The organism is Crossiella cryophila (assembly GCF_014204915.1).
GTDB lineage: Bacteria > Actinomycetota > Actinomycetes > Mycobacteriales > Pseudonocardiaceae > Crossiella > Crossiella cryophila.
Genome location: NZ_JACHMH010000001.1, coordinates 3,247,341 through 3,266,968, shown reverse-complemented (window position 1 = coordinate 3,266,968; position 19,628 = coordinate 3,247,341). Strand labels below are relative to the sequence as shown.

The following is a 19,628-nucleotide window of genomic DNA, read 5'->3' as shown; positions in this document are numbered from 1 at the left end:
CAGTTACCTGTTCGTTATCCAGCGGCGGTGTCCAGGGCTAATGGGTACGGTGCCGCGGTGCCCGTGATCGAACGCCTCCGGCTGGAGCACGCCGCGGCCGTGCTCGCCTTCGAGCTGGCGAACCGCGCCTACTTCGCGGCCTCGGTGCCCGACCGGGGCGATGACTACTTCACCGGTTTCCAGCAGCGGCACCACGCGCTGCTGGCGGAGCAGGCGGCCGGGGTGTGCCATTTCCACGTGGTGCTCGGCGAGGGCGGCGAGGTGCTGGGCCGGGTGAACCTCGTCGATGTGGCCGATGGCTGCGCAGAGCTGGGGTTCCGGATCGCGGAGCAGGCCGCGGGCCAGGGCCTGGCCACCGCCGTGGTGCGCGAGATGTGCGCGCTGGCGGCGCGGGACTACGGACTGGCTAGCCTGCGGGCCGCCGCGGCGGTGGACAACCTCGGCTCGCGGGCCGTGCTGGGCCGCGCCGGGTTCACACCGACCGGCGAGCAGGTCCTCCTGTCCGGGCAGCCGGGGCTCCGCTACCTGCTGCGGCTGGCCGCTCCCGCGATCACCCGGTGAAGGAGCGCGGACACCCGCTCCGCGGGCACCCCGTCCAGTCGCGCCGAGATCAGCACCTCGTCGCCGTGCTGGCTCAGCACCGCGTAGACGTCCTCGCCCAGCACCCGGCACTCCCGGCCGCGCCGCTCCACCAGCCACCCGGCGTCCTCGAACGCGCCGGCCAGCGCCCACAGCGGCACGCGCGCCCGGATCTCGACGGCGTCCGGGAGGCCCCACTGCTCGCGCGGTAGCCACTCGATCCCGCCGTCCCGCACCAGCAGCACCCGAGCTTGTTCCAGCCGCTGGATCAGCCGACGCGGGTCGACCAGTGGCAGCGTCCCGTCGCCCGCGCTCAGCGAGTCGAAGTGGTGCCAGCGCAGCTCACCGAGCACCTGCTCGGCCTGGTCCCGCACCACGACGGTCAGGTCACCCATGCACATGCAGTAGACGGGTTCCAGGCCCTCGCGCACCGCGAGCACCTCGCCCCACCCGGCGGCCTCGGGACCGCGGGCGAGCACCACTCCACGATCGCCCGCACCGCGCTTGACGGGGATCCGGTACTCCCGGGTCACCCGGATCGTGTGCGCCTGTGTCCACTCGATCACACCGGCCAGTATGCGGCTTGACCCTCACAGCGGTGTGAGGATTTACCGTCCCGATCATGACCCGCCACACCGTCCTGCTGGCCCATGGCGTCGGCAGCACCGTCGAGGACAGCTTCGGCCCGATCCTCGACGCCCTGTCCCGCGAGCACACCGTCATCGCCCAGGACTACCCCGGCTCCGGCGCCACCCCGCCCGAGCCACTGACCCTGGACGGCCTGGCCGACCGCCTGGTCGAGGGGGTTGAAGGCCCGTTCACCGTGCTCGGTTTCTCCACCGGCTCCGCCGTGGCCGTGCGCATCGCCACCCGCCATCCGGACCGGGTCGACGGCCTGATCCTGACCGCCGGTTTCGGCTACCCCGAACCGCACCTGCGCCTGGCCCTCACGCTCTGGCGACGGCTGGTCGAGTCCGGCGAGCACGCGGCGCTGGCCGAGTACCTGACCCTGCTGTGCCACAGCACCGACCACCTGGCCACCGCGGACGTGCCCGCGCTGGTGGCCGGACTGACCAAGTGGCTGGCCGACGACCCCACACCGGGCGTGCTCGACCAGCTCGCGATGGCCCTCGACGTCGACGTCCGGGCCGAGCTGCCCGGTATCCGGGTGCCCACGCTCGTGCTCCCGGCCCGCGGCGATGTGCTGTGCACGCCAGGACATTCCCGGGTACTGGCCGAGGGCATCCCCGGGGCGCGGCTGGTGGAGCTGGCCGGCGGGCACGCGGTGGCGCAGGAGAACGCCGCGGCCTGGGCGGCGGAGGTGCTCGGGTTCCTCAGTGCGGTTTGAGGTGGGTGACGAAGCTGAACCGGTCGCCGCGGAAGAGCGAGCGGACGCGTTCGATCGGGTTGCCGTGCTGATCCGTTGAGATCCGGTGCAGCAGCAGCATGGGCAGGGCCGGGTTGGTGCCGATCAGCAACGCCTCGCGCGGGGTGGCCAGTACCGTCTCGACCCGTTCCTCCGCCTCGGCGAAGATCACGCCCAGCTGCTGCTGCAGGCAGGCGTAGAGCGATTCGGCCGGGTCGAAGACCTCCAGCAGCCCGGGATAACGCTGCTCCGGCAGGTAGGTCGACTCCAGCCCGACCCGCTCGTCGTCGGCCAGCAGCACCCGCTCGATGTGGATCACCGGCGCGCCCACCTCGACCCGCAGGTCGATGGCCAGACCGGCGTCGGCGGTGAGCCGTTCCAGGGTGATCAGGTTGCGCCCCGGCCGCACGCCCTGGGCGCGCATGCCCTCGGTGTAGCTGGACAGCGACAGCGGCTGGCTCAGTTTGGGCGGCGCGATGCTGGTGCCGCTGCCGTGCCGCCGTTGCAGTTTTCCTTCCAGCACCAGCTCCCCCACGGCCTGGCGCAGGGTGACCCTGGACACGCCGAACCGTTCCGCCAGCTCGCGTTCACTCGGCAGCATGGTGCCGGGGCCCAGCTCCTCGATCACCGCGCGCAGTTGGACCTTGACCGCGTAGTAACGAGGGATCCGCCCGTGTTCGGGGATCCCGTCGCGAACCGGTTCCCCGGCGCGGTGGGCAGGCTGGGCAGGTGGCATGTGATCAACCATATGTCCAGTCAGCGAAGTCGGCGCGGTCCACTGTCCGGTCGGGACGGTGGCGGGCCGAGGCAGGCGCGGGCGCTGGTCACGAACGCGCCCGCGGCGGAGGCCAGCACCGGTTCCAGGGCAAGCGATCGGACCTCCGGCAGGTCCTCGGCCAGCGCGGCCACCCGGAGCACGATCCCGGCCAGCGCGTCCAGGTCGGCAGGCACGTCGCCGCGGTAGCCCATGAGCAGCGGAGCCGCCTTGGGTGCGCGGACCAGGCTGTCGGCGTCCACGTCGGTGAGTGGCACGGCCCGGTAGGCGCGGTCACCGAGCAGGTCACTGACCACTCCGGACAGTCCGAAGGAGACCAGGGTGCCGAAGGACGGGTCGTCCTGCAGGCCGATCACACAGGAAGCGCCCTTGGGGGCCATGGCCTGCACGTAGACCTCGGCGTTGGCGGAGACCTCGCGCAGGTCCGCGTACGCCGAGCGCACCGCGTACCGGCCGGGCAGGTCCAGGCGCACGCCGACCAGGTCACCGCGGTGCCGCAGCCGGGCGCTGGCGGACTTGAGCGCCACCGGGTAACCGATCTCCGTGGCTGCCTCGATCGCGGTGTCCACATCGGACACCACCCGGTAGGGCACGATCCGGATGCCGTAGCAGCCCAGCAGGTCCAGCACCTGCTCGTCGGTGAGCGGCACCTCCTCGGCGGTCACCCACTCGTCCACCAGCGCACGGGCCCGCGCCGGGTCGATGTCCTCCGGGCGGGAGAAGTGGCCCTGCGGCGCGGACCGCCACTGCGCGTACCGGACCGCTCTGGACAGGGCGAGCACCGCGCGTTCCGGGCTCGGGTAGGAGGGCAGCGAGCCGGGTCCCGGCGCGCCGTCGGGTCCGGGCACGGCCAGCTCGGCGGGCACGCCTTCCACGGCCAGGAACGTGGACACCACGGGCTTTCGGGCCCCGCAGCCCTCGGAGACCGCCTCGCGCAGCGCCCGCGCGTAGGAGGTCCCCGGCACCGCGACCGGTGGGGCGAACACCGCGACCAGGGCGTCCACATCGTCGCGGCAGACCGCCTCGCGGATGGCCTCGGCGAAGACCTCCGGTGCGGCCGAGGGGCCGACGTCGATGGGCTCACAGGCCAGTTCCAGGCCCTGGGCGAGCGCGGAGTCGGCGGCGAGCATGCCCAGTGCCGAGGAGTTGCCGACGATGGCCACCCTCGGTCCGGCCGGCAGTGGCTGGTGGGCGAAGAGCAGTGCGGTGTCGAAGAGCTGGGCCAGTGACTCGACCCGGATCACCCCGGCCTGCTCGAACAGCGCCTGCACGGATGCCTCGTCCACCGCCACCGAGGTGGCCGCCAGTCCGGGCCGCACCGCGTGCCGACCGGACTTGACCGCGATGATCGGTTTGGACCGGCCGAGCCTGCGGGCCAGCCGCCCGAACTTGCGTGGGTTGCCGAAGGATTCCAGGTACAGCAGCACCACGTCGGTGGCCGGATCGGTCTCCCAGTACTGGAGCAGGTCGTTGCCGGAGACGTCCGCCCGGTTGCCCGCGGAGACGAAGGTGGACAGGCCGAGGCCGCGTTCGGCCGCGGTGGCCAGGATGGCGCTGCCGAGTGCGCCGGACTGGCAGAAGAAGCCGGTGCGGCCGCGGCCGGGCAGGGTGGGCGCGAGGCTGGCGTTGAGCCGCACGGCCGCGTCCATGTTGACCACGCCGAGCGCGTTGGGCCCGACCACCCGCATGCCGTGCGCGCGGGCCTCGGTGACCAGCTCGCGCTGCCGGGTGGCGCCCTCGGTGCCGGTCTCGGCGAACCCGGAGCTGACCACGACCAGGGCTTTGACCCCCTTGGCCAGACAGGCGTCCATCACCTCGCCGACCTTGGCGGCCGGCACCGCGACCACGGCGAGGTCCACGTCGTCGGGGATGTCGAGCACCGTGGGGTAGGCGCGCACGCCGCGGACCGAGCGGTGCTCGGCGTTGACCGGGTAGACCGGTCCGGCGAAGTCGGCGACCAGGAGGTTGCTGAGCACGGCGTGGCCGACCTTGGCGTGGTCGGTGGAGGCGCCGATCACCGCGACCGAGCGCGGGTGCAGCAGGTTGTGCACGCTGCGCGCCTCGGCGGCCTGTTCCCGCGAGTGCGCCACGGCGAGGGATTCGGTGGTGGGGTCGATGGCGAATTCCAGGTGCAGCACGCCCTCGTCGAAGGCCCGGCTGACCGCGTACCCGGCTTCCCGGAACACCCGGACCATCTGCCGGTTCTCCGCGAGCACCTCGGCCACGAACCGGCGCACGCCGACCTCGCGGCCCGCCGCGGTGAGGTGTTCGAGCAGGATCGAGCCCAGGCCACGGCCCTGGTGCGGGTCCTCGACCACGAAGGCGACCTCGGCCACCTCGCCGTCGGGTGACTGCGCGGTGACCGGGGACTTGATCAGCGCGGCCTTGCCGGTGCCGCTGAGCCGGTCGAACCGGCCAACCGCCAGGATCTCGTCGCCGAGCAGCGCGACCAGGGCCACCCGGTGCTGGTGGTCAACGGTGGTGAACCGTTTCAGGTCGCGGTCCGGAATGCGTGGGTACGGGCCGAAGTAACGCAGGTAGCGGGTGCGCTCGGACAGCCTGCCGTGGAAGGCGCGCAGGCGTTCGGCGTCGTCGGGAGTGATCGGCCGCAGGTGCACCGTGCCGCCGTCGGACAGCACGACGTCGGCTTCCCAGTGGCGCGGGTAGTCGTAAGGATCCGGTTCAGACTCGGACTCGCTCATCGGTCCCTCAGTCGCGTGGATCATCGGGGTCGAGGCCGTGCAGCGGGAAGACCGCTCGCCGGGTGTCCCGGATGGCGGAATCCACCGCGTCCTCGGCGGAGTTGTCCCATGGCACAAAGCTAGGGTCGCACTCGTCGGTCATCGAGGTGGGCAGCGGCACGTGTGGCGCGAGTCGCGCCGTGTGCGCGATCCAGTCCGCCGGCAGGCTGGTGTCAGGGTCCAGATCGCGGTCCAGGACGGTGGCCAGCAGGTGCGTCCACGATCGGGGGACAACGCGCATGAGCGCGTAGCCACCGCCGCCGAGCACCAGCCATTTGCCGTCCGCGTAGGTCTCGGCCAGCTCGCGTAGTGCCTGGTAGGTGGCCCGGTGCCCGTCCACCGACAGCGACATGTCGGCCAGGGGGTCCTCGCGGTGGGTGTCCGCGCCGCACTGGGTGACCAGTACCTGCGGCCGGAACGCCTTGAGCAGCGAGGGCACCGTGGCGTGGAAGGCACGCAGCCAGCCGGCGTCGGTGATCCGCGGTGGCAGCGCCAGGTTGACCGAGGTGCCCTCGGCCGCGCCCACGCCCAGCTCGCGGGCGTAGCCGGTGCCCGGCCACAGGGTCAGCGGGTGCTGGTGCGCGGAGATGGTGAGCACCCTCGGGTCGTCGTAGAAGGCCGCCTGCACGCCGTCGCCGTGGTGCACGTCGACGTCGATGTAGGCGACCCGTTCCACGCCCTGGGCGAGCAGGTCGGCGATGGCCACCGAGCAGTCGTTGTAGACGCAGAACCCGGCCGCGTGCCCGGCCATCGCGTGGTGCAGGCCGCCTGCCAGGTTGACCGCGCGGTCCGCCCTGCCCTCGGCGATGGCGCGGGCCGCGACCAGCGAACCGCCCGCGACCAGCGCCGATGCCTCGTGCATGTGCTCGAAGACCGGGTTGTCCGGGGTGCCGAGGCCGTGCCCGACGTCCCAGGCCGAGGTCGGCGCGGCCTGCACCGCGGCCAGGTAGCTCGGCTCGTGCACCCGTTCCAGCTCGGCATCGGTGGCCGGCACCGGCAGGTGCAGGCCCACCCCGTCCAGCACGCCCAGCGAGCGGGCCAGCCGCACGGTCAGGTCGAGCCGGACCGGGTTGAGCGGATGGTCCCCGCCGAGGTCGTAGCTCAGAAACGACTCGTCCCACACGACTGCGACCCGGTCACCCATGAGGTGAAACCTACCTCGAACTCACCCGGACAAGCCCTGGATCGGGGCCAGCCCGAGCTGCACCAGGATGCTCAGCATGTCGGTGTAGACCCGCTCGCACACCAGGTGGGCGCCCTCGAAGACGAAGAACGCGGTGGCCCGCACGGTGAACTCGCGCCCGGTGGCCGGGATGCCGCGCAGCGGGCCCTGGTGGGTGCCCTTGAGTAAGAACTCCGCGATCACCGCGTCATCGGCGTGGTGCAGTGCGAGCAGCTCGTTGCGCTGGTCCGGGAACGCGGTCCGGCTCTCGTCGAAATACCTGGTCACGGCCTCGGCGCCGTCGTAGACGTCCCCGGTGGCGACGATCTCGTAGCGCGGGTGCTCGAAGGTGCCGAGGGTGACGTCGAACTCGTGCCGATTCTCCGACTCCATGTGCTCCCGCACGATCGCCTCACGGGTGGCGCGCAGCTCCGAGTTCACCGACACCTTGGCACTCCTTGCTCGTTCTGGGTGTTTACGCGCCCATGGTGCCCCGGCACGATCGTGCATCGTGGCTATTCCTCGGATTTCCGCACCGGATCGAGAGCTTGCCAACCACTACCGCGCGCTGGGCGTGTGGCGGGAAACGACCGTGTTGTCCGATCTACGCCGGGCGGTGGCGGAGTTCCCGGAGCGCCGCGCGATCGTCGCCCAGGTCGCCGGGCAGCCGGAACCGGTGTGCCTGACCTACCGCGAGCTGCACCGGCAGGTGTTCCGGTTCGCCGACGCGCTCCGGGCCAGGGGTGTCGGGCCTGGTGCGGTGGTGTCCTTCCAGCTGCCCAACCGGTGGGAGAACGCCGCGCTGACCCTGGCCTGCGCGGCCCTCGGCGCGATCGCGGCGCCGATCATGGCGAGCATGGGGCCACGCGAGCGGGCCCGGTTCCAGCAGTGGACCGGCGCGCGGACCTGCGTGCTGGCCGAGGATCTGCCCTTCTTCCTCGACGGCGACTGGGCCGGGGTGGACGACGGGTCAGAGGATGATCCGGACCGGGTGTTCCTGGTGCTGTTCACCTCGGGCACCACCGGCGAGCCCAAGGGCGTGCTGCACAGCCACAACACCCTGCACGCCAACCTGGTCAGCTTCGCCGCCGAGGAGGACCTGGGTGAGCCGGTGGTCTCGGTGACCCCGCACTCGCTGTCCCGGATCGCCGGACTGGGTTTCGGCGTGCTGCTGCCGCTGTTGCGTGGCGGCACCGCGCTCTACCAGGACGAGTGGGATCCGGCCGGGCTGCACCGGCTGATCTCGGCTCAGGGCGCCACCGTGCTGGCCGCCGCGCCGCCGTTCATCGCCGCGCTGCTGGCCGCGCACCGGGCCGAGCCGCTGCCGCTGTCCTGGCGGTGCGTCATGGCCGGTGGCATGCCGATCCCACGCCAGCTGCCCGGCGAGGTGGCTGAGCAGTTCGGGCTGCCACTGCGGGCGCTGTGGGCGATGACCGAGGGCGGTTTCAGCTGGACCAGGGCCGATGACCCGGCCGATGCCGCCACCAACAGCGACGGCCGGTTCGGGCCGCACCTGGAGTTCGAGCTGGCCCCCGGCGCGCACGAGGACGAGTCCCGGCTGTTCATCCGCGGCGCCGCGGTGGCACTGGCCACCCTGGACACCGGTTCCGGCGCGGTCAGGGTGCTGGCCGAGCACGGCTGGTACGACACCGGCGACCTGGCCCGCGCCGACGGGCGCGGCGGGATCCGGGTGACCGGGCGCAGTGTGGACCGGATCGGCGGTATCTCGATGATCCTGGTCAAGGAGGTCGAGGACGAGCTGGCCGGGCATCCGGCGGTGGACCAGGTGGCACTGGTCGGCTACTCCGACCGGTTCCAGGGCGAGCTGGCCTGCGCGGTGGTGGTGCCCGCGGGTCCACCACCGACGCTGAGCCAGTTGCGCGCCTACCTCACCGAACGCGGCATGACCGAGTGGTACCAGCCGCATCGCCTGGAGCTGGTGGCCGAGCTGCCGCGCAACGAGATGGGCAAGGTGCGCAAGAACCTGCTACGCGAGCGGATCGCCGCCGCGGACCAGACCTTCCACCCTGGCATGTAGTGCGTCCACAGTGGACTCGTGCTCGGGTTTCATCAGGACGCTGCGCAGGATCCGCGCCTGTGCGGCGTCCTCGTTGAGCCGGTGCCCACGTTGGCGCAGTGCCTCGGGGGTGACGGTGTAGGTGGCCAGGAACACCGGGTCGGCCTGGCTGGTCATGCCCCGGTCCATCGTCCCGGCGCTGGCGGTGTCCACTTCGGACAGTGTTGGCCTGGTGGGGAAGTAGCTGACGATGTCGAGTTCGGGGCGCTGGTACAGGGTCAGCTCGGCCGAGTCCTCGATCAGATCGGTCCAGCGTTGCGCGGCCCGGCGTCCGGCCGCGACCACCTCGCCGAGGCCGGATCTGTTCAGCGGCAACACCTTCAGCGTCAGCCAGAGTGCCGCCGCGGCGGCTCCGGCCCGGCTGCACTCCAGGGAGATCTCGCCCAGGTGCAGCTCGTCGGAGGTGAAGTAGGTGTAGGGCGAGTCGTGCCGGTAGAAGCGGCCCACCGCGGGATCGGCGAAGAGCACCGCACCGCAGCCGTAGGGCTGCAGGCCATGCTTGTGCGGATCGACCACCACCGAATCGCAGCGCGCGATGGCCCGGAACGGCTCGGCCGGGATGCCGAACTCCCCCGCGACCAGGGAGAAGAACCCGCCGTATGCCGCGTCCACGTGGATCCGGACGCCGTAGGTCTCCTTCAGCGCCAGGGCTTCGTGGATCGGGTCCACCGCGCCGAGTCCGGTGGTGCCGGGGGTGAGCACCACGGTGCCGACGTCCCCGCGCCGCAGCCGCTGTTCGAGGGCGTCCAGGTCGATCCGGCCGCCGGCGTCGACCGGCACCGGCTCACCGGCGATGCCGAGCACCTGGCACATCCGGCTGTGCGTGTAGTGCGCGTCCGCGCTGTAGAGCACCACCTTGCCGGGGTGGGTCTCCCGCGCCACGAACAGCGCCTCCAGGTTGGCGATGGTGCCGCTGCTGGTGAGGTGGCCGAGGTGGGTGTCGTAGCCGAACATCCCGGCGAGCTGGGCCACGACCTCCTTCTCCAGCTCCGCGGTGGCCCGGCCGCCGTCCAGGGCGTGGTTGTTCGGGTTGATCTGCATCGCGGCCACGTACCCGACGATCGCGGCCGGGTGCGGTGGTTTGAGCATCTGGCCCGCGTAGCTCGGGTGGAAGAACGGGTAGTTGTCCCGCAGCCGCTCCCCCAGTTCACCGAGTGCCTCGCCGAAGCGGGTCTCGTCCACCTGCAACGCCGGATGCGGGGTGAAGTCGCCGAACCCCTTGGCCCAGGACTCGTGCTGGTCAACGGCGGCGCTCAGCCAGTGCCGGAGATTCACCTTGCGCTCCTCACAGGTGGTAGGCGTACTCGCGGAACTCCCAGTCGGTGACATAGCGGGCGAACTCGGCCACCTCGAACCGCTTGACCGCGGCGAAGGCCTCGACCAGTCCCGGCCCGAGCAGCTCGGTGAGCGCGGTGTCCGCGACCAGCGCGTCCACCGCGGCACCCAGGTCACCGGGCAGCGTGCCCGCCTTGGCCGGGTCGTAGCCGTAGCCGATCAGCGGGTCGCCGGGCCGCAGTTTCTCGCTGATGCCCAGGTAGGCGGCGGCCAGCACCGCGGCCGCGCCCAGGTACGGGTTGGCCGCGGCATCGCCCAGCCGGACCTCCAGCCGGGCCCCGCCGCCGCGTTCGGGCGGGATCCGCACCAGCGCACAGCGGTTGTCCAGGCCCCAGTCCACCAGGAACGGGGCCAGGGTGTCCGGCTGCAACCGGCGGTAGGCGTTGATCGTGGGCGCCAGCAACGCCGTCAGCGCGGGCGCGTGCGCCAGGATCCCGGCCACCGCGGACAGGGCCAGCTCGGACAGGCCGTGCGGGCCGTCCGGATCGTCGAACAGGTTCGCCCCGGCACCGTCCGTTATGGACAGGTGCAGGTGGAAGCCGGAGCCGCCGTCGTCGTTGAACGGCTTGCCCATGAAGGTCGCGTGCAGCCCCTGGGTGGCGGCCAGTTCGCGCACGCCGAGCTTGAAGCCGAAGCAGGCGTCGCTGGCGGCGAGTGCGCCGGTGTGGCCCAGGTTGATCTCGAACTGGCCGGAGCCGAACTCGTGGTTGCCGCCGACGATGTCCAGGCCCATCCCGGTCAGGCCGCGCAGGAAGTGCGGCAGCAGTCCGCGCGGATCGCCCTTGAGGCCGGTGGTGTAGACGTTGCCCAGCCCGTGCCCGTACCGGCGGAAAGCGCCATCCGCCTCCTCCAGCAGGAAGAACTCCAGCTCAGGACCGACCACCGGACTGAGCCCTTCGGCCGAGAAGTGCTCCAGCACCCGGCGCAGGGCCGCCCGCGGATCCTCCACCGCGGGCGACCCGCCCGGCTCGGACACCTCGGCAACGCACCAGGCCAGTCCGTCGGCCCAGGGCAACCGGGTCACCGTGTCCAGGATCGGCCGGGCCACCACATCGGGCAGTCCGGCCGCCAGCGCGGTCGGCGCGGCGATGTTCTCGCCCCGCGCGCTGGTGTAGTAGACGCCCCGACAGAAGGACAGTCCGCGCTCGGCCACCTCGGGCAGCAGCCGGACCGGGATCTCCTTGCCACGCGGGATGCCCAGCAGGTCGGGGAAGAGCACCCGGATCAGGTCGACGCCGTCCGCGGCCAGCGCCGACGCGACGGCCGTGGCCCGCTCACCCGCACTTTCGGCCATGCCCGACCCTCCGGAAAGTTGTTTGGACCCGAACAATACGTAGGCGCCGCAGGGCACACAAGGGTCAATCGTTTGGCCCCAAATGAACTTTGGTGCCCATTTGCATGCGCATGCACCGGCCCGTGGAGGCGCCCAGTCCACTATCGGGGAAGCAAACGATTTGGGCACGCCTGACACGTTCACTCGGTCGGCGCGCCCGGTTACCCGCACAATGATCGCTGTGACCACACAGCGCACCGTCCAGGAGACCGAGCACGCGGTCCGGGAACGGCTCGGCGACCTGCCGCTGGACTTCGAGGCGATGGCGGCGGTCGCCAACATCCACCGGGCCGCGGTCGCGGTGCGCAATCACATGGAAAGCGTCATCCTCCGGCCCGCCGGGCTGACCTGGACCGGGTTCGTGGTGCTCTGGGTGGTCTGGATCTGGGGCGACATGGAGACCAGGCACGTCGCCGCGGAGGCAGGCATCACCAAGGGCACGCTCACCGGGGTGGTCAAGACCCTGGAGCAGAGCGGCCTGGTCGAACGGCGCGAGCACGCCGCGGACGGCAGGCTGGTGGTGCTGCACCTGACCACCAAGGGCAAGCGGTTGATGCGCAAGCTGTTCCCTGCCTTCAACGCCGAGGAGTCCTTCGTGGTCGACGAGCTGTCCAGCTCGCGCCGCCAGGCCCTGGCCACCACCCTGCGCGGGCTGATCGGACACCTCGAACGCGAGGGCGAACCGCGCCGGGCCGCCCTGCGTGAACAGGGCTGATCGGCCCAATCATCATGCCCGGCAGGCGGTTGACCCGCCTGCGGCCGCGACCTAACTTGTTTGGAACCGAACAAGCCAGGGGGCGGAATGGTCGCGACCGTGGCCGGGGTGCGCATCCCCGAGGAGCATTGGATCGGTGGCGCCTGGGTTCCCTCGGCCCGCCGGTTCACCGATCTCTCCCCGCTGGACGAGCAGCCCATCGCCGAACTGGCCCTCGGCGGCCCGGCCGAGGTGGACGCCGCGGTCACCGCTGCCCGCAGGGCCTTCCGCGATTTCTCCCGCACCACCAGGGAGGAACGCGCCGAGCTGTTGCACGCCATCGCCGATGAGGTGCTGGTCCGGCTGGACCACCTGGCCGCGGTGGAGACGGTGGACAGCGGCGGCCTGCTGCGCACCCACCTGCGCGCCACCCTGCCCAGGGTCGCGCACCACTTCCGCTTCTTCGCCGACCGGCTGCTGGAGCTGCACCACCCCGACTTCCACCTGCGCGCGCACCGCAACCACGTGAGCTGGGACCCGGCCGGGGTGTGCGGACTGATCACGCCATGGCACTCGCCGCTGCTGCAGGCGAGCTGGCGGATCGCCCCGGCGCTGGCCGCGGGCAACACGGTGGTGCTGAAACCGGCCGAGTGGGCGCCGCTGACCGCCGCACTGCTGTGCCGGATCACCGCCGAGGCCGGCCTGCCCGACGGGGTGCTGAACCTGGTGCAGGGCACCGGAACCGAGGCGGGCGCCGCGTTGGCCGCGCATCCGGGGCTGGCCCGGCTGGCCTACACCGGCTCCGCACCGGCAGGTCGCCGGGTGGCCGCCGCGGCCGGTGCCACACTGACGCCGGTTTCGTTGGAGCTGGGCGGAAAATCGCCGATCATCATCTTCGCCGACAGCGATCTGGACCGGGCCGCCGCGGTCGCGGTGGAACAGTTCGACCACGCCGGCCAGTTCTGCCACGCCGGCGGCAGGCTGCTGGTGGAACGCCGGGTCGCCGAGGAGTTCAGCACCCGATTCCTGATGCGTGCCAACGCCCTGCGCCAGGGCGACCCGCGGGACGTGCGCACCGACATCGGCCCACAGATCCACCGCACCCACCTCAAACGCATCGACGGCTTCGTCACCCGCGCCCTGGCCGCGGGCGCCCGCCCCCTGCTCGGCGGCTCCCGCCACGACCGGCTGGGCGGCCTGTACTACCGCCCCACCCTGCTGGCGGACCCACCACCCGGCGGCGAGATCCTCACCGAGGAGATCCTCGGCCCGGTACTCACCCTGCAGACCTTCGACACCGAGGCCCAGGCACTGTCCCTGGCCAACAACAGCAGGCATGGCCTGGCCGCCACCGTGTTCACCGGCAACACCGACCGCGCCCGCCGCGTCACCGCGAACCTGGTCGCGGGCACGGTGTGGGTCAACTGCGGCGCGGTCCGCGACCTGCGCGCGCCCTACGGCGGGGCCCGGCAGTCCGGCATCGGCCGCGGCGGCGGCCAGTGGAGTTTCGACTTCTACTGCGACCTCAAGAACACCGTCTTCGCCCCCGACGGCCTGCTGGACTGACCCCGCGACGGGTCTGGCCCCGCGACACGATGCCGCGGGGCCAGCCCATTCCGTCAGCGCGGCCAGCCCGATTCCTCGGTGCGGCCCGCCCACTCCTTCAGTCGAGCAGCTCGCTGATGGTGCCCGCGCCCACGGTCCGCCCACCCTCACGGATGGCGAACCCCAGGCCCGCGCCCATCGCGACCGCCTTGCCCAGCCGCACGGTCAGCTCGACCGAGTCGCCAGGACGCACCACGACGCCCTCGGGCAGCTCGATCTCACCCACCACGTCCGCGGTGCGGAAGTGGAACTGCGGCCGGTAGTTGGCGTGGAACGGCGTCCGGCGACCGCCCTCCTGGGTGGAGAGCACGTACACCTGCGCGGTGAACGCGGTGTGCGGCCGCACACTGCCGGGCAGCGCCAGCACCTGCCCACGCTGCACCTGCTCCCGCTTCACCCCGCGCAGCAGGATCGCCGCGTTGTCCCCGGCCTGCGCCCGGTCCAGGGACTTGCCGAAGGTCTCCAGCCCCGTGCACACACTGCCGAAGGTCGGCTCCAGCCCGACCACCTCCACCGCGTCGCCGAGCGCGATCGAGCCCTGCTCCACCGCACCGGTCACCACGGTGCCGCGACCGGTGATGGTCAGGACGTTCTCGATCGGCATCAGGAACGGCAGGTCGAGGCGGCGCACCGGCTCCGGCACGTGCTCGTCCACCGCGCGCAGCAGGTCGAGCACGCTGTTCACCCAGCGCTCGTCGCCTTCCAGCGCGCGCAGTCCGGACACCGGGATCACCGGCACCGCGTCCCCGTCGAAGCCGTACCGGGACAACAGGTCCCGGATCTCCAGCTCCACCAGGTCCAACAGCTCCTCATCGGCCACCACGTCCGCCTTGTTCAAGGCCACCACCAGGTGCTCGACCCCGATCCGCCGGGCGAGCACGATGTGCTCCCTGGTCTGCGGCTTGGCCCCGTCCTCGGCGGAGACCACCAGGATCGCCCCGTCCAGCTGCGCCGCACCCGTGATCATGTTCTTCACGTAGTCGGCGTGCCCCGGCATGTCCACGTGCGCGTAGTGCCGGGTCGGCGTCTCGTACTCCACGTGCGCGATGTTGATGGTGATCCCGCGCTCAATCTCCTCCGGCGCCTTGTCGATCCGGTCGAAGGCGACGTAGTCGGTGGTGGACCCGGCCTGCTCGGCGAGCACCTTGGTGATCGCGGTGGTCAGGGTCGTCTTGCCGTGGTCGACGTGGCCCATGGTGCCGATGTTGAGGTGCGGCTTGGTCCGGGTGTACTGCTGCTTGCTCATGACTGTTCCTCGGGTCGGATGAGACCAGGCTCGACCCTCACGTTCGGTGAGGGTCAAGCGAGAACCGACCAACGACCCCCGGTCGGATGAACGAGCAGGGGGCCGCCGGGGCGGGCCACCCTCCTCCTTCGGTTCTCCACAGCGGGAGGAGGGTCAGCTTCGCGCGCCGGACAGCCAGGCTGAGACGGCCGACAGCGCGCCCGGCAGGCAGTGGCCTGCGAGCGATGCGCTGTGGACGGTCCCGAACATGCCGCGAAGAATGACAGGACGCGGTGCGCCCTGTCATCCGATTTTCCTTGCACCGCCAAGATTTCCAGCCAGGCACCACCATTCCCGGCGACACCTCGCCGTTCCCGGCAAGACCCCACCACTCCGGCAGCACCCCCGCCTCTCATCGAGGCCCCCAGCTTCCTTGCGGCGCCCCACTTCCGCTCGCGGCGCCCGCCCAGTCACCCGGGCAGTCAGCTAGTCCCCACCCAGTCACCCGGGCAGTCAGCCAGGCCCCGCCCAGTCAGCCGGGCAGCTCACCAACACCCGCCGGATCAGCCCGGCAGCTCACCGGTGGCCACCGGACGGCTCGGATCCGCCGACCAGTTCGACCACGACCCCGCGTACAACACCGCGGGCGCCGCCGCACTCGTCAGCCCCGACACCTCCAGCGCGAGCACGATCGAGGAGGCCGTCACCCCCGACCCGCAGTACGCCCCCACCGGCTGCCCCGCCCCGACCCCCAGCTCCCGGAACCGCGCCGCCAGCTCCTCGGCGGTGCGCCAGGACCCGTCCGGCCCGATGTGCCCGGAGAACGGCGCGTTCACCGCCCCCGGCACGTGCCCGGCCGCCGGGTCGATCGGCTCGACCTCACCGCGGTAACGCTCCGGCGCGCGGGCGTCCAGCAGCAACGCCTCCCGGGCCCATTTCCCGGCCTGCTCGGCGTCCAGCACCGGCAACTGCCCCGGTTCGACCACGATGTCACCCGGCCGTGGCGACGGGACTTCGGCCGTGACCGGGTGTCCAGCCTTCGTCCACGCAGAGTAACCTCCGTTGAGTACGGCGACCTCGCCATGCCCGGCCCAGCGCAGCAGCCACCACAGCCGCGCCGCCACCGAACCGTCGCCCGCGTCGTAGGCCACCACGGGTGTCCCGGCGGACACCCCGGCCGCGCGCAGCACGGCCTGGAGGTGATCTGTGCCGGGCAGGGGATGACGACCGAGGGGTCCCGGCGTTGCAGAGAGGTCGGCGTCGAGGTCGACGAAGACCGCGCCCGGCAGATGGTCGCGGTCGTAGTCGGCGCGGGCCGGCGGCCCGGCGAGCCGCCACCGCACGTCGAGGACCACCGGTGGGTGGTCAGTGGTGAGCAGCTCGGCCAGCGCGGCGGGAGTGATCAGCGGATGCACCACCCCATACTGCCCGCCCGCACTACTCCTGACACCGGGTGAACGCCATGGATGTCAGCCAGTAGGACTAACATTGCCCACGACGAAGGGGAGCGCGTGTGAACGACCTCATCGACACCACCGAGATGTACCTCCGCACCATCTACGAGCTTGAGGAAGAGGGCGTGGTTCCACTGCGCGCCCGCATCGCCGAGCGACTGGAACAGAGCGGGCCGACGGTCAGTCAGACCGTCGCGCGGATGGAGCGCGACGGGCTGCTCATTGTCGCCGACGACCGGCACCTTGAGCTGACCGACGCCGGCCGCAGCCGGGCGATCGCCGTGATGCGCAAACACCGGCTCGCCGAACGCCTGCTGGTCGACGTCATCGGCCTGGAGTGGGAGCACGTGCACAGCGAGGCTTGCCGCTGGGAGCACGTGATGAGCGAGGCGGTCGAGCGCAAGCTCGTCAAACTCCTCAACCACCCCACCACCTCGCCCTACGGCAACCCCATCCCCGGTCTGGACCGCCTGGGCGTCGGCGAACCCGCCCCGCCCGCGGACCTGGACCTGCGCCGGCTCACCGACATCGCCAGGGCGGGCGGTGGTGAGGTGGAGGTCTGCCGCATCGCCGAGCACGTCCAGTCGGACCCGGACCTGATGAACGAACTGAAGTCGGCGGGCATCACCCCCGGCGGCACAGTGCGGGTGCACCAGTCCGGCGCCAGCCAGCCCGTACGCGTCACCGGCGACTCCGCCTCGGCCGAGCTGACCTACGACATCGCCCACGCGGTGCTCGTCCGAACCCGCTGAACCCGCCCGACCCGCTGGCCACCAGCAGCGGGTCCGGGCGGCGCCCGACGCCCCGATCCGGGCCGCCTCCAGTGACCCGGTCCGGGCAGTCCCCAGCACCTCGGCAGTCCCCGGCACCTCGGCAGTCCCCGGCACCTCGGCCGAGGTAACGCCCGGCCCCCAGCCTGGGCAGCCCCAGGCAACCTGGCTCCGAGGTCTCCAGCGCCTCCGGACGCAGCACCACCAGCTCACTCACCATCCGCCGCCGCTATCCACCATGGAGTACGTGTGAACCAGGCCCAACGGGCGGCGGAGGAGTTCCGCACGCGCATCGGTGAACCCACTGGCGTGTGGTCGGCCCCCGGCCGGGTGAACCTGATCGGCGAGCACACCGACTACAACGACGGTTACGTGCTCCCCTTCGCGATCCCGCACCGCATCGCCGTGGCCGCCGCCCCCCGCACCGACGGCCTGCTCTCGGTGGCCACCCTGGGCGATGACGGCAAGCTCAACCAGGCCGACCCCGTCCCAGTCGCCGCCCTGACCCCCGGCCTGCTCTCCGGCTGGCCCGCCTACCCCAGCGGCGTCGCCTGGTCCCTGCGCGAGAACGGCATCCCGGTCACCGGCGCCACCCTGCTCATCGCGGGCGACGTCCCCGCGGGCGCCGGCCTCTCCAGCTCCCACGCCCTGGAATGCGCCACCGCCCTGGCCCTCCTGGATCTCTCCGGCCACCCGGCGGTCCAGGCCCCCGCTTCTCCCGGCTCGGGCGCGGCCAGCCTCGCCCCCGACCTGCCCACCCTGGCGCGCTGGATCCAGCGCGCCGAGAACGACTTCGTCGGCGCCCCCACCGGCCTGCTGGACCAGACCGCGTCCCTGCGCTGCGTCGAGGGCCACGCCCTGTTCCTGGACGTCCGCTCCGGCGAGACCGAGCAGGTCCCGTTCAACGCCGCCGCCCACGGCCTGGAGATCCTGGTCATCGACACCAGGGCCAGCCACTCGCACACCGACGGCGGCTACGCAGCCCGCCGTGCGGGCTGCGAACAGGCCGCCGAACTGCTCGGCATCCCGGCCCTGCGCGATGTCTCCCTGGACGGCCTGGCCGCGGCCGAAGCCACCCTCCCGGAGAACCTGCGCCCCCTGGTCCGGCACATCGTCACCGAGAACGCTCGGGTCCTGGCCACCGTCGACCATCTGCGCGCGGGCGACCTCGCCGCGATCGGCCCGATCCTGACCGCCTCGCACGCCAGCATGCGCGACGACTACCGCATCTCCTGCCTGGAACTCGACGTCGCCGTCGACTCCGCCCTGAACGCGGGCGCCCTGGGCGCCCGGATGACCGGCGGCGGTTTCGGCGGCTCGGCGATCGCCCTGGTCCCGGTCGAACTGGGCGAGCGGGTCCGCGCCGAGGTCACGGCCGCCTTCGCCGAACGCAGGCTGACCCCGCCGCGCCTGTTCAGCGGGGTGCCCGCGGCGGGCGCTGGCAGGGACAAGTAGCCGCTTCGCTAGGTTGACCCGGTCGGCCGCCGCCGCGGAACTCCAGCGCGGCCGCGCTGACCAGCAGTTCTCTCCCACAGGAAGGTTGGATGTAGTGAGGCTTCTCGTCACGGGCGGCGCCGGATACGTGGGCAGCGTGTGCGCTGCCCGGTTGGTGGAGTCCGGACATGAGGTGACCGTGGTGGACGACCTGTCCACCGGCCACGCCGACGCGGTTCCCGCGGGCACCCGGTTCGTGCAGGGCGACATCGGCGAGGTCGCGGGCACCCTGCTCGCCGAGGGCTTCGACGGCGTGCTGCACTTCGCCGCCAAGTCCCTGGTCGGCGAATCCATGGTCGACCCGGCCAAGTACTGGCAGGGCAACGTGGTGACCTCGCTGAAGCTCCTCGACGCGATCAAGGAACACGGCACCCCCCGCCTGGTCTTCTCCTCCACCGCCGCCACCTACGGCGAGCCGAAGGAGGTCCCGATCCAGGAGACCGCGCCGACCAGCCCGACCAACACCTACGGCGCGAGCAAGCTGGCCATCGACCACGCGATGACCTCCTACGCCGCCGCCCACGGCCTGGCCGCGGTCAGCCTGCGCTACTTCAACGTGGCCGGCGCCTACGGCCAGTTCGGCGAGCGCCACGCCACCGAGACCCACCTGATCCCGCTGGTGCTCCAGGTCGCCCTGGGCCAGCGCGAGCAGATCCAGGTCTTCGGCGACGACTGGCCCACCGAGGACGGCACCTGCGTCCGCGACTACATCCACGTCGTCGACCTGGCCGACGCCCACCTCCTCGCCCTGGAACACGCCACCGCGGGCGAGCACCGGATCTTCAACCTGGGCAACGGCACCGGCTTCTCCGTCCAGCAGGTCATCGAGACCTGCCGCACGGTCACCGGCCACCCCATCCCCGCCAAGATCTCCCCCCGCCGCGCGGGCGATCCCGCGGTGCTGATCGCCGCCAGCGACCGCGCCCGCGAGGACCTGGGCTGGAAGCCCCAGCGCGCCGACCTGGCCGGCATCGTCGCCGACGCCTGGGAGTTCACCAAGGCCAGGACCAACTGACCC

At 71.8% G+C, this 19,628-nt stretch carries 17 protein-coding genes; 8 read left to right on the top strand and 9 right to left on the bottom strand.

The features are described 5' to 3' along the window. Positions 1-57: 57 nt before the first annotated feature. Positions 58-561 (top strand): GNAT family N-acetyltransferase, encoded by a 504-nt coding sequence (locus HNR67_RS15165; RefSeq protein ID WP_185002696.1) that lies wholly within the window; start codon positions 58-60, stop codon positions 559-561. Here HNR67_RS15165 and HNR67_RS15160 read toward each other — a convergent pair. Then, on the bottom strand, positions 522-1,145 hold the full coding sequence (locus HNR67_RS15160; RefSeq protein WP_185002694.1) for a hypothetical protein: 624 nt from the start codon (positions 1,143-1,145) through the stop codon (positions 522-524). The two genes, HNR67_RS15165 and HNR67_RS15160, sit on opposite strands and share 40 nt — an antisense overlap. Before the next feature lie 56 nt (positions 1,146-1,201). Between HNR67_RS15160 and HNR67_RS15155 the strand changes: the two genes are divergently transcribed. Then, positions 1,202-1,927, top strand: a complete 726-nt coding sequence (locus HNR67_RS15155; protein ID WP_185002692.1) for an alpha/beta fold hydrolase — start codon at positions 1,202-1,204, stop codon at positions 1,925-1,927. Here HNR67_RS15155 and HNR67_RS15150 read toward each other — a convergent pair. The 4 genes from HNR67_RS15150 to HNR67_RS15135 are packed head-to-tail and all read right to left on the bottom strand — an operon-like array spanning position 1,914 to position 7,070. Beyond that, complete coding sequence (locus HNR67_RS15150; RefSeq protein ID WP_246492515.1) at positions 1,914-2,681, bottom strand: GntR family transcriptional regulator; 768 nt, start codon at positions 2,679-2,681, stop codon at positions 1,914-1,916. The two genes, HNR67_RS15155 and HNR67_RS15150, sit on opposite strands and share 14 nt — an antisense overlap. Before the next feature lie 20 nt (positions 2,682-2,701). Further along, positions 2,702-5,422 carry a bifunctional acetate--CoA ligase family protein/GNAT family N-acetyltransferase gene (locus HNR67_RS15145; RefSeq protein WP_185002689.1) on the bottom strand — a complete coding sequence of 907 codons (2,721 nt, stop codon included), beginning with the start codon at positions 5,420-5,422 and terminating at the stop codon, positions 2,702-2,704. A gap of 7 nt (positions 5,423-5,429) precedes the next feature. After that, positions 5,430-6,605, bottom strand: coding sequence for an acetoin utilization protein AcuC (locus HNR67_RS15140; protein ID WP_185002687.1), 1,176 nt, complete (start codon positions 6,603-6,605; stop codon positions 5,430-5,432). 21 nt (positions 6,606-6,626) lie between these two features. Beyond that, positions 6,627-7,070 carry an ester cyclase gene (locus tag HNR67_RS15135; RefSeq protein ID WP_221489907.1) on the bottom strand — a complete coding sequence of 148 codons (444 nt, stop codon included), beginning with the start codon at positions 7,068-7,070 and terminating at the stop codon, positions 6,627-6,629. A 64-nt stretch (positions 7,071-7,134) separates the two neighbouring features. Here HNR67_RS15135 and HNR67_RS15130 point away from each other — a divergent pair, with 64 nt between their 5' ends. After that, positions 7,135-8,661, top strand: coding sequence for an AMP-binding protein (locus HNR67_RS15130; RefSeq protein ID WP_185002684.1), 1,527 nt, complete (start codon positions 7,135-7,137; stop codon positions 8,659-8,661). Here HNR67_RS15130 and HNR67_RS15125 read toward each other — a convergent pair. Further along, a complete protein-coding gene (locus HNR67_RS15125; RefSeq protein ID WP_185002683.1) occupies positions 8,611-9,975 on the bottom strand; it encodes a pyridoxal phosphate-dependent decarboxylase family protein in 1,365 nt (454 codons plus the stop codon). The genes HNR67_RS15130 and HNR67_RS15125 overlap by 51 nt on opposite strands. Positions 9,976-9,985: 10 nt before the next feature. After that, positions 9,986-11,329: a glutamine synthetase family protein gene (locus HNR67_RS15120; protein WP_185002681.1), complete on the bottom strand. Its 1,344-nt coding sequence runs from the start codon at positions 11,327-11,329 to the stop codon at positions 9,986-9,988. A gap of 211 nt (positions 11,330-11,540) precedes the next feature. On the opposite strand from HNR67_RS15120, the gene HNR67_RS15115 reads away from it, so the two are divergent. Further along, a complete protein-coding gene (locus HNR67_RS15115; RefSeq protein ID WP_185002680.1) occupies positions 11,541-12,083 on the top strand; it encodes a MarR family winged helix-turn-helix transcriptional regulator in 543 nt (180 codons plus the stop codon). Positions 12,084-12,170: 87 nt separating this feature from the next. Further along, positions 12,171-13,628, top strand: coding sequence for an aldehyde dehydrogenase family protein (locus tag HNR67_RS15110; protein WP_185002678.1), 1,458 nt, complete (start codon positions 12,171-12,173; stop codon positions 13,626-13,628). 97 nt (positions 13,629-13,725) lie between these two features. Here HNR67_RS15110 and tuf read toward each other — a convergent pair whose 3' ends face one another. After that, positions 13,726-14,913 carry an elongation factor Tu gene (tuf, locus tag HNR67_RS15105; protein WP_185002676.1) on the bottom strand — a complete coding sequence of 396 codons (1,188 nt, stop codon included), beginning with the start codon at positions 14,911-14,913 and terminating at the stop codon, positions 13,726-13,728. A 542-nt stretch (positions 14,914-15,455) separates the two neighbouring features. After that, on the bottom strand, positions 15,456-16,307 hold the full coding sequence (locus HNR67_RS15100; RefSeq protein ID WP_185002674.1) for a sulfurtransferase: 852 nt from the start codon (positions 16,305-16,307) through the stop codon (positions 15,456-15,458). Positions 16,308-16,405: 98 nt separating this feature from the next. On the opposite strand from HNR67_RS15100, the gene HNR67_RS15095 reads away from it, so the two are divergent. The 3 genes from HNR67_RS15095 to galE all read left to right on the top strand — a co-directional run bounded on the left by HNR67_RS15095 (position 16,406) and on the right by galE (position 19,625). Then, positions 16,406-17,098 carry a metal-dependent transcriptional regulator gene (locus HNR67_RS15095; protein WP_185002673.1) on the top strand — a complete coding sequence of 231 codons (693 nt, stop codon included), beginning with the start codon at positions 16,406-16,408 and terminating at the stop codon, positions 17,096-17,098. A gap of 267 nt (positions 17,099-17,365) precedes the next feature. Beyond that, positions 17,366-18,571 (top strand): galactokinase, encoded by a 1,206-nt coding sequence (gene galK, locus HNR67_RS15090; RefSeq protein WP_185002671.1) that lies wholly within the window; start codon positions 17,366-17,368, stop codon positions 18,569-18,571. Positions 18,572-18,665: 94 nt separating this feature from the next. Beyond that, a complete protein-coding gene (galE, locus tag HNR67_RS15085; RefSeq protein WP_185002669.1) occupies positions 18,666-19,625 on the top strand; it encodes a UDP-glucose 4-epimerase GalE in 960 nt (319 codons plus the stop codon). The last annotated feature ends 3 nt before the right edge of the window (positions 19,626-19,628 follow it).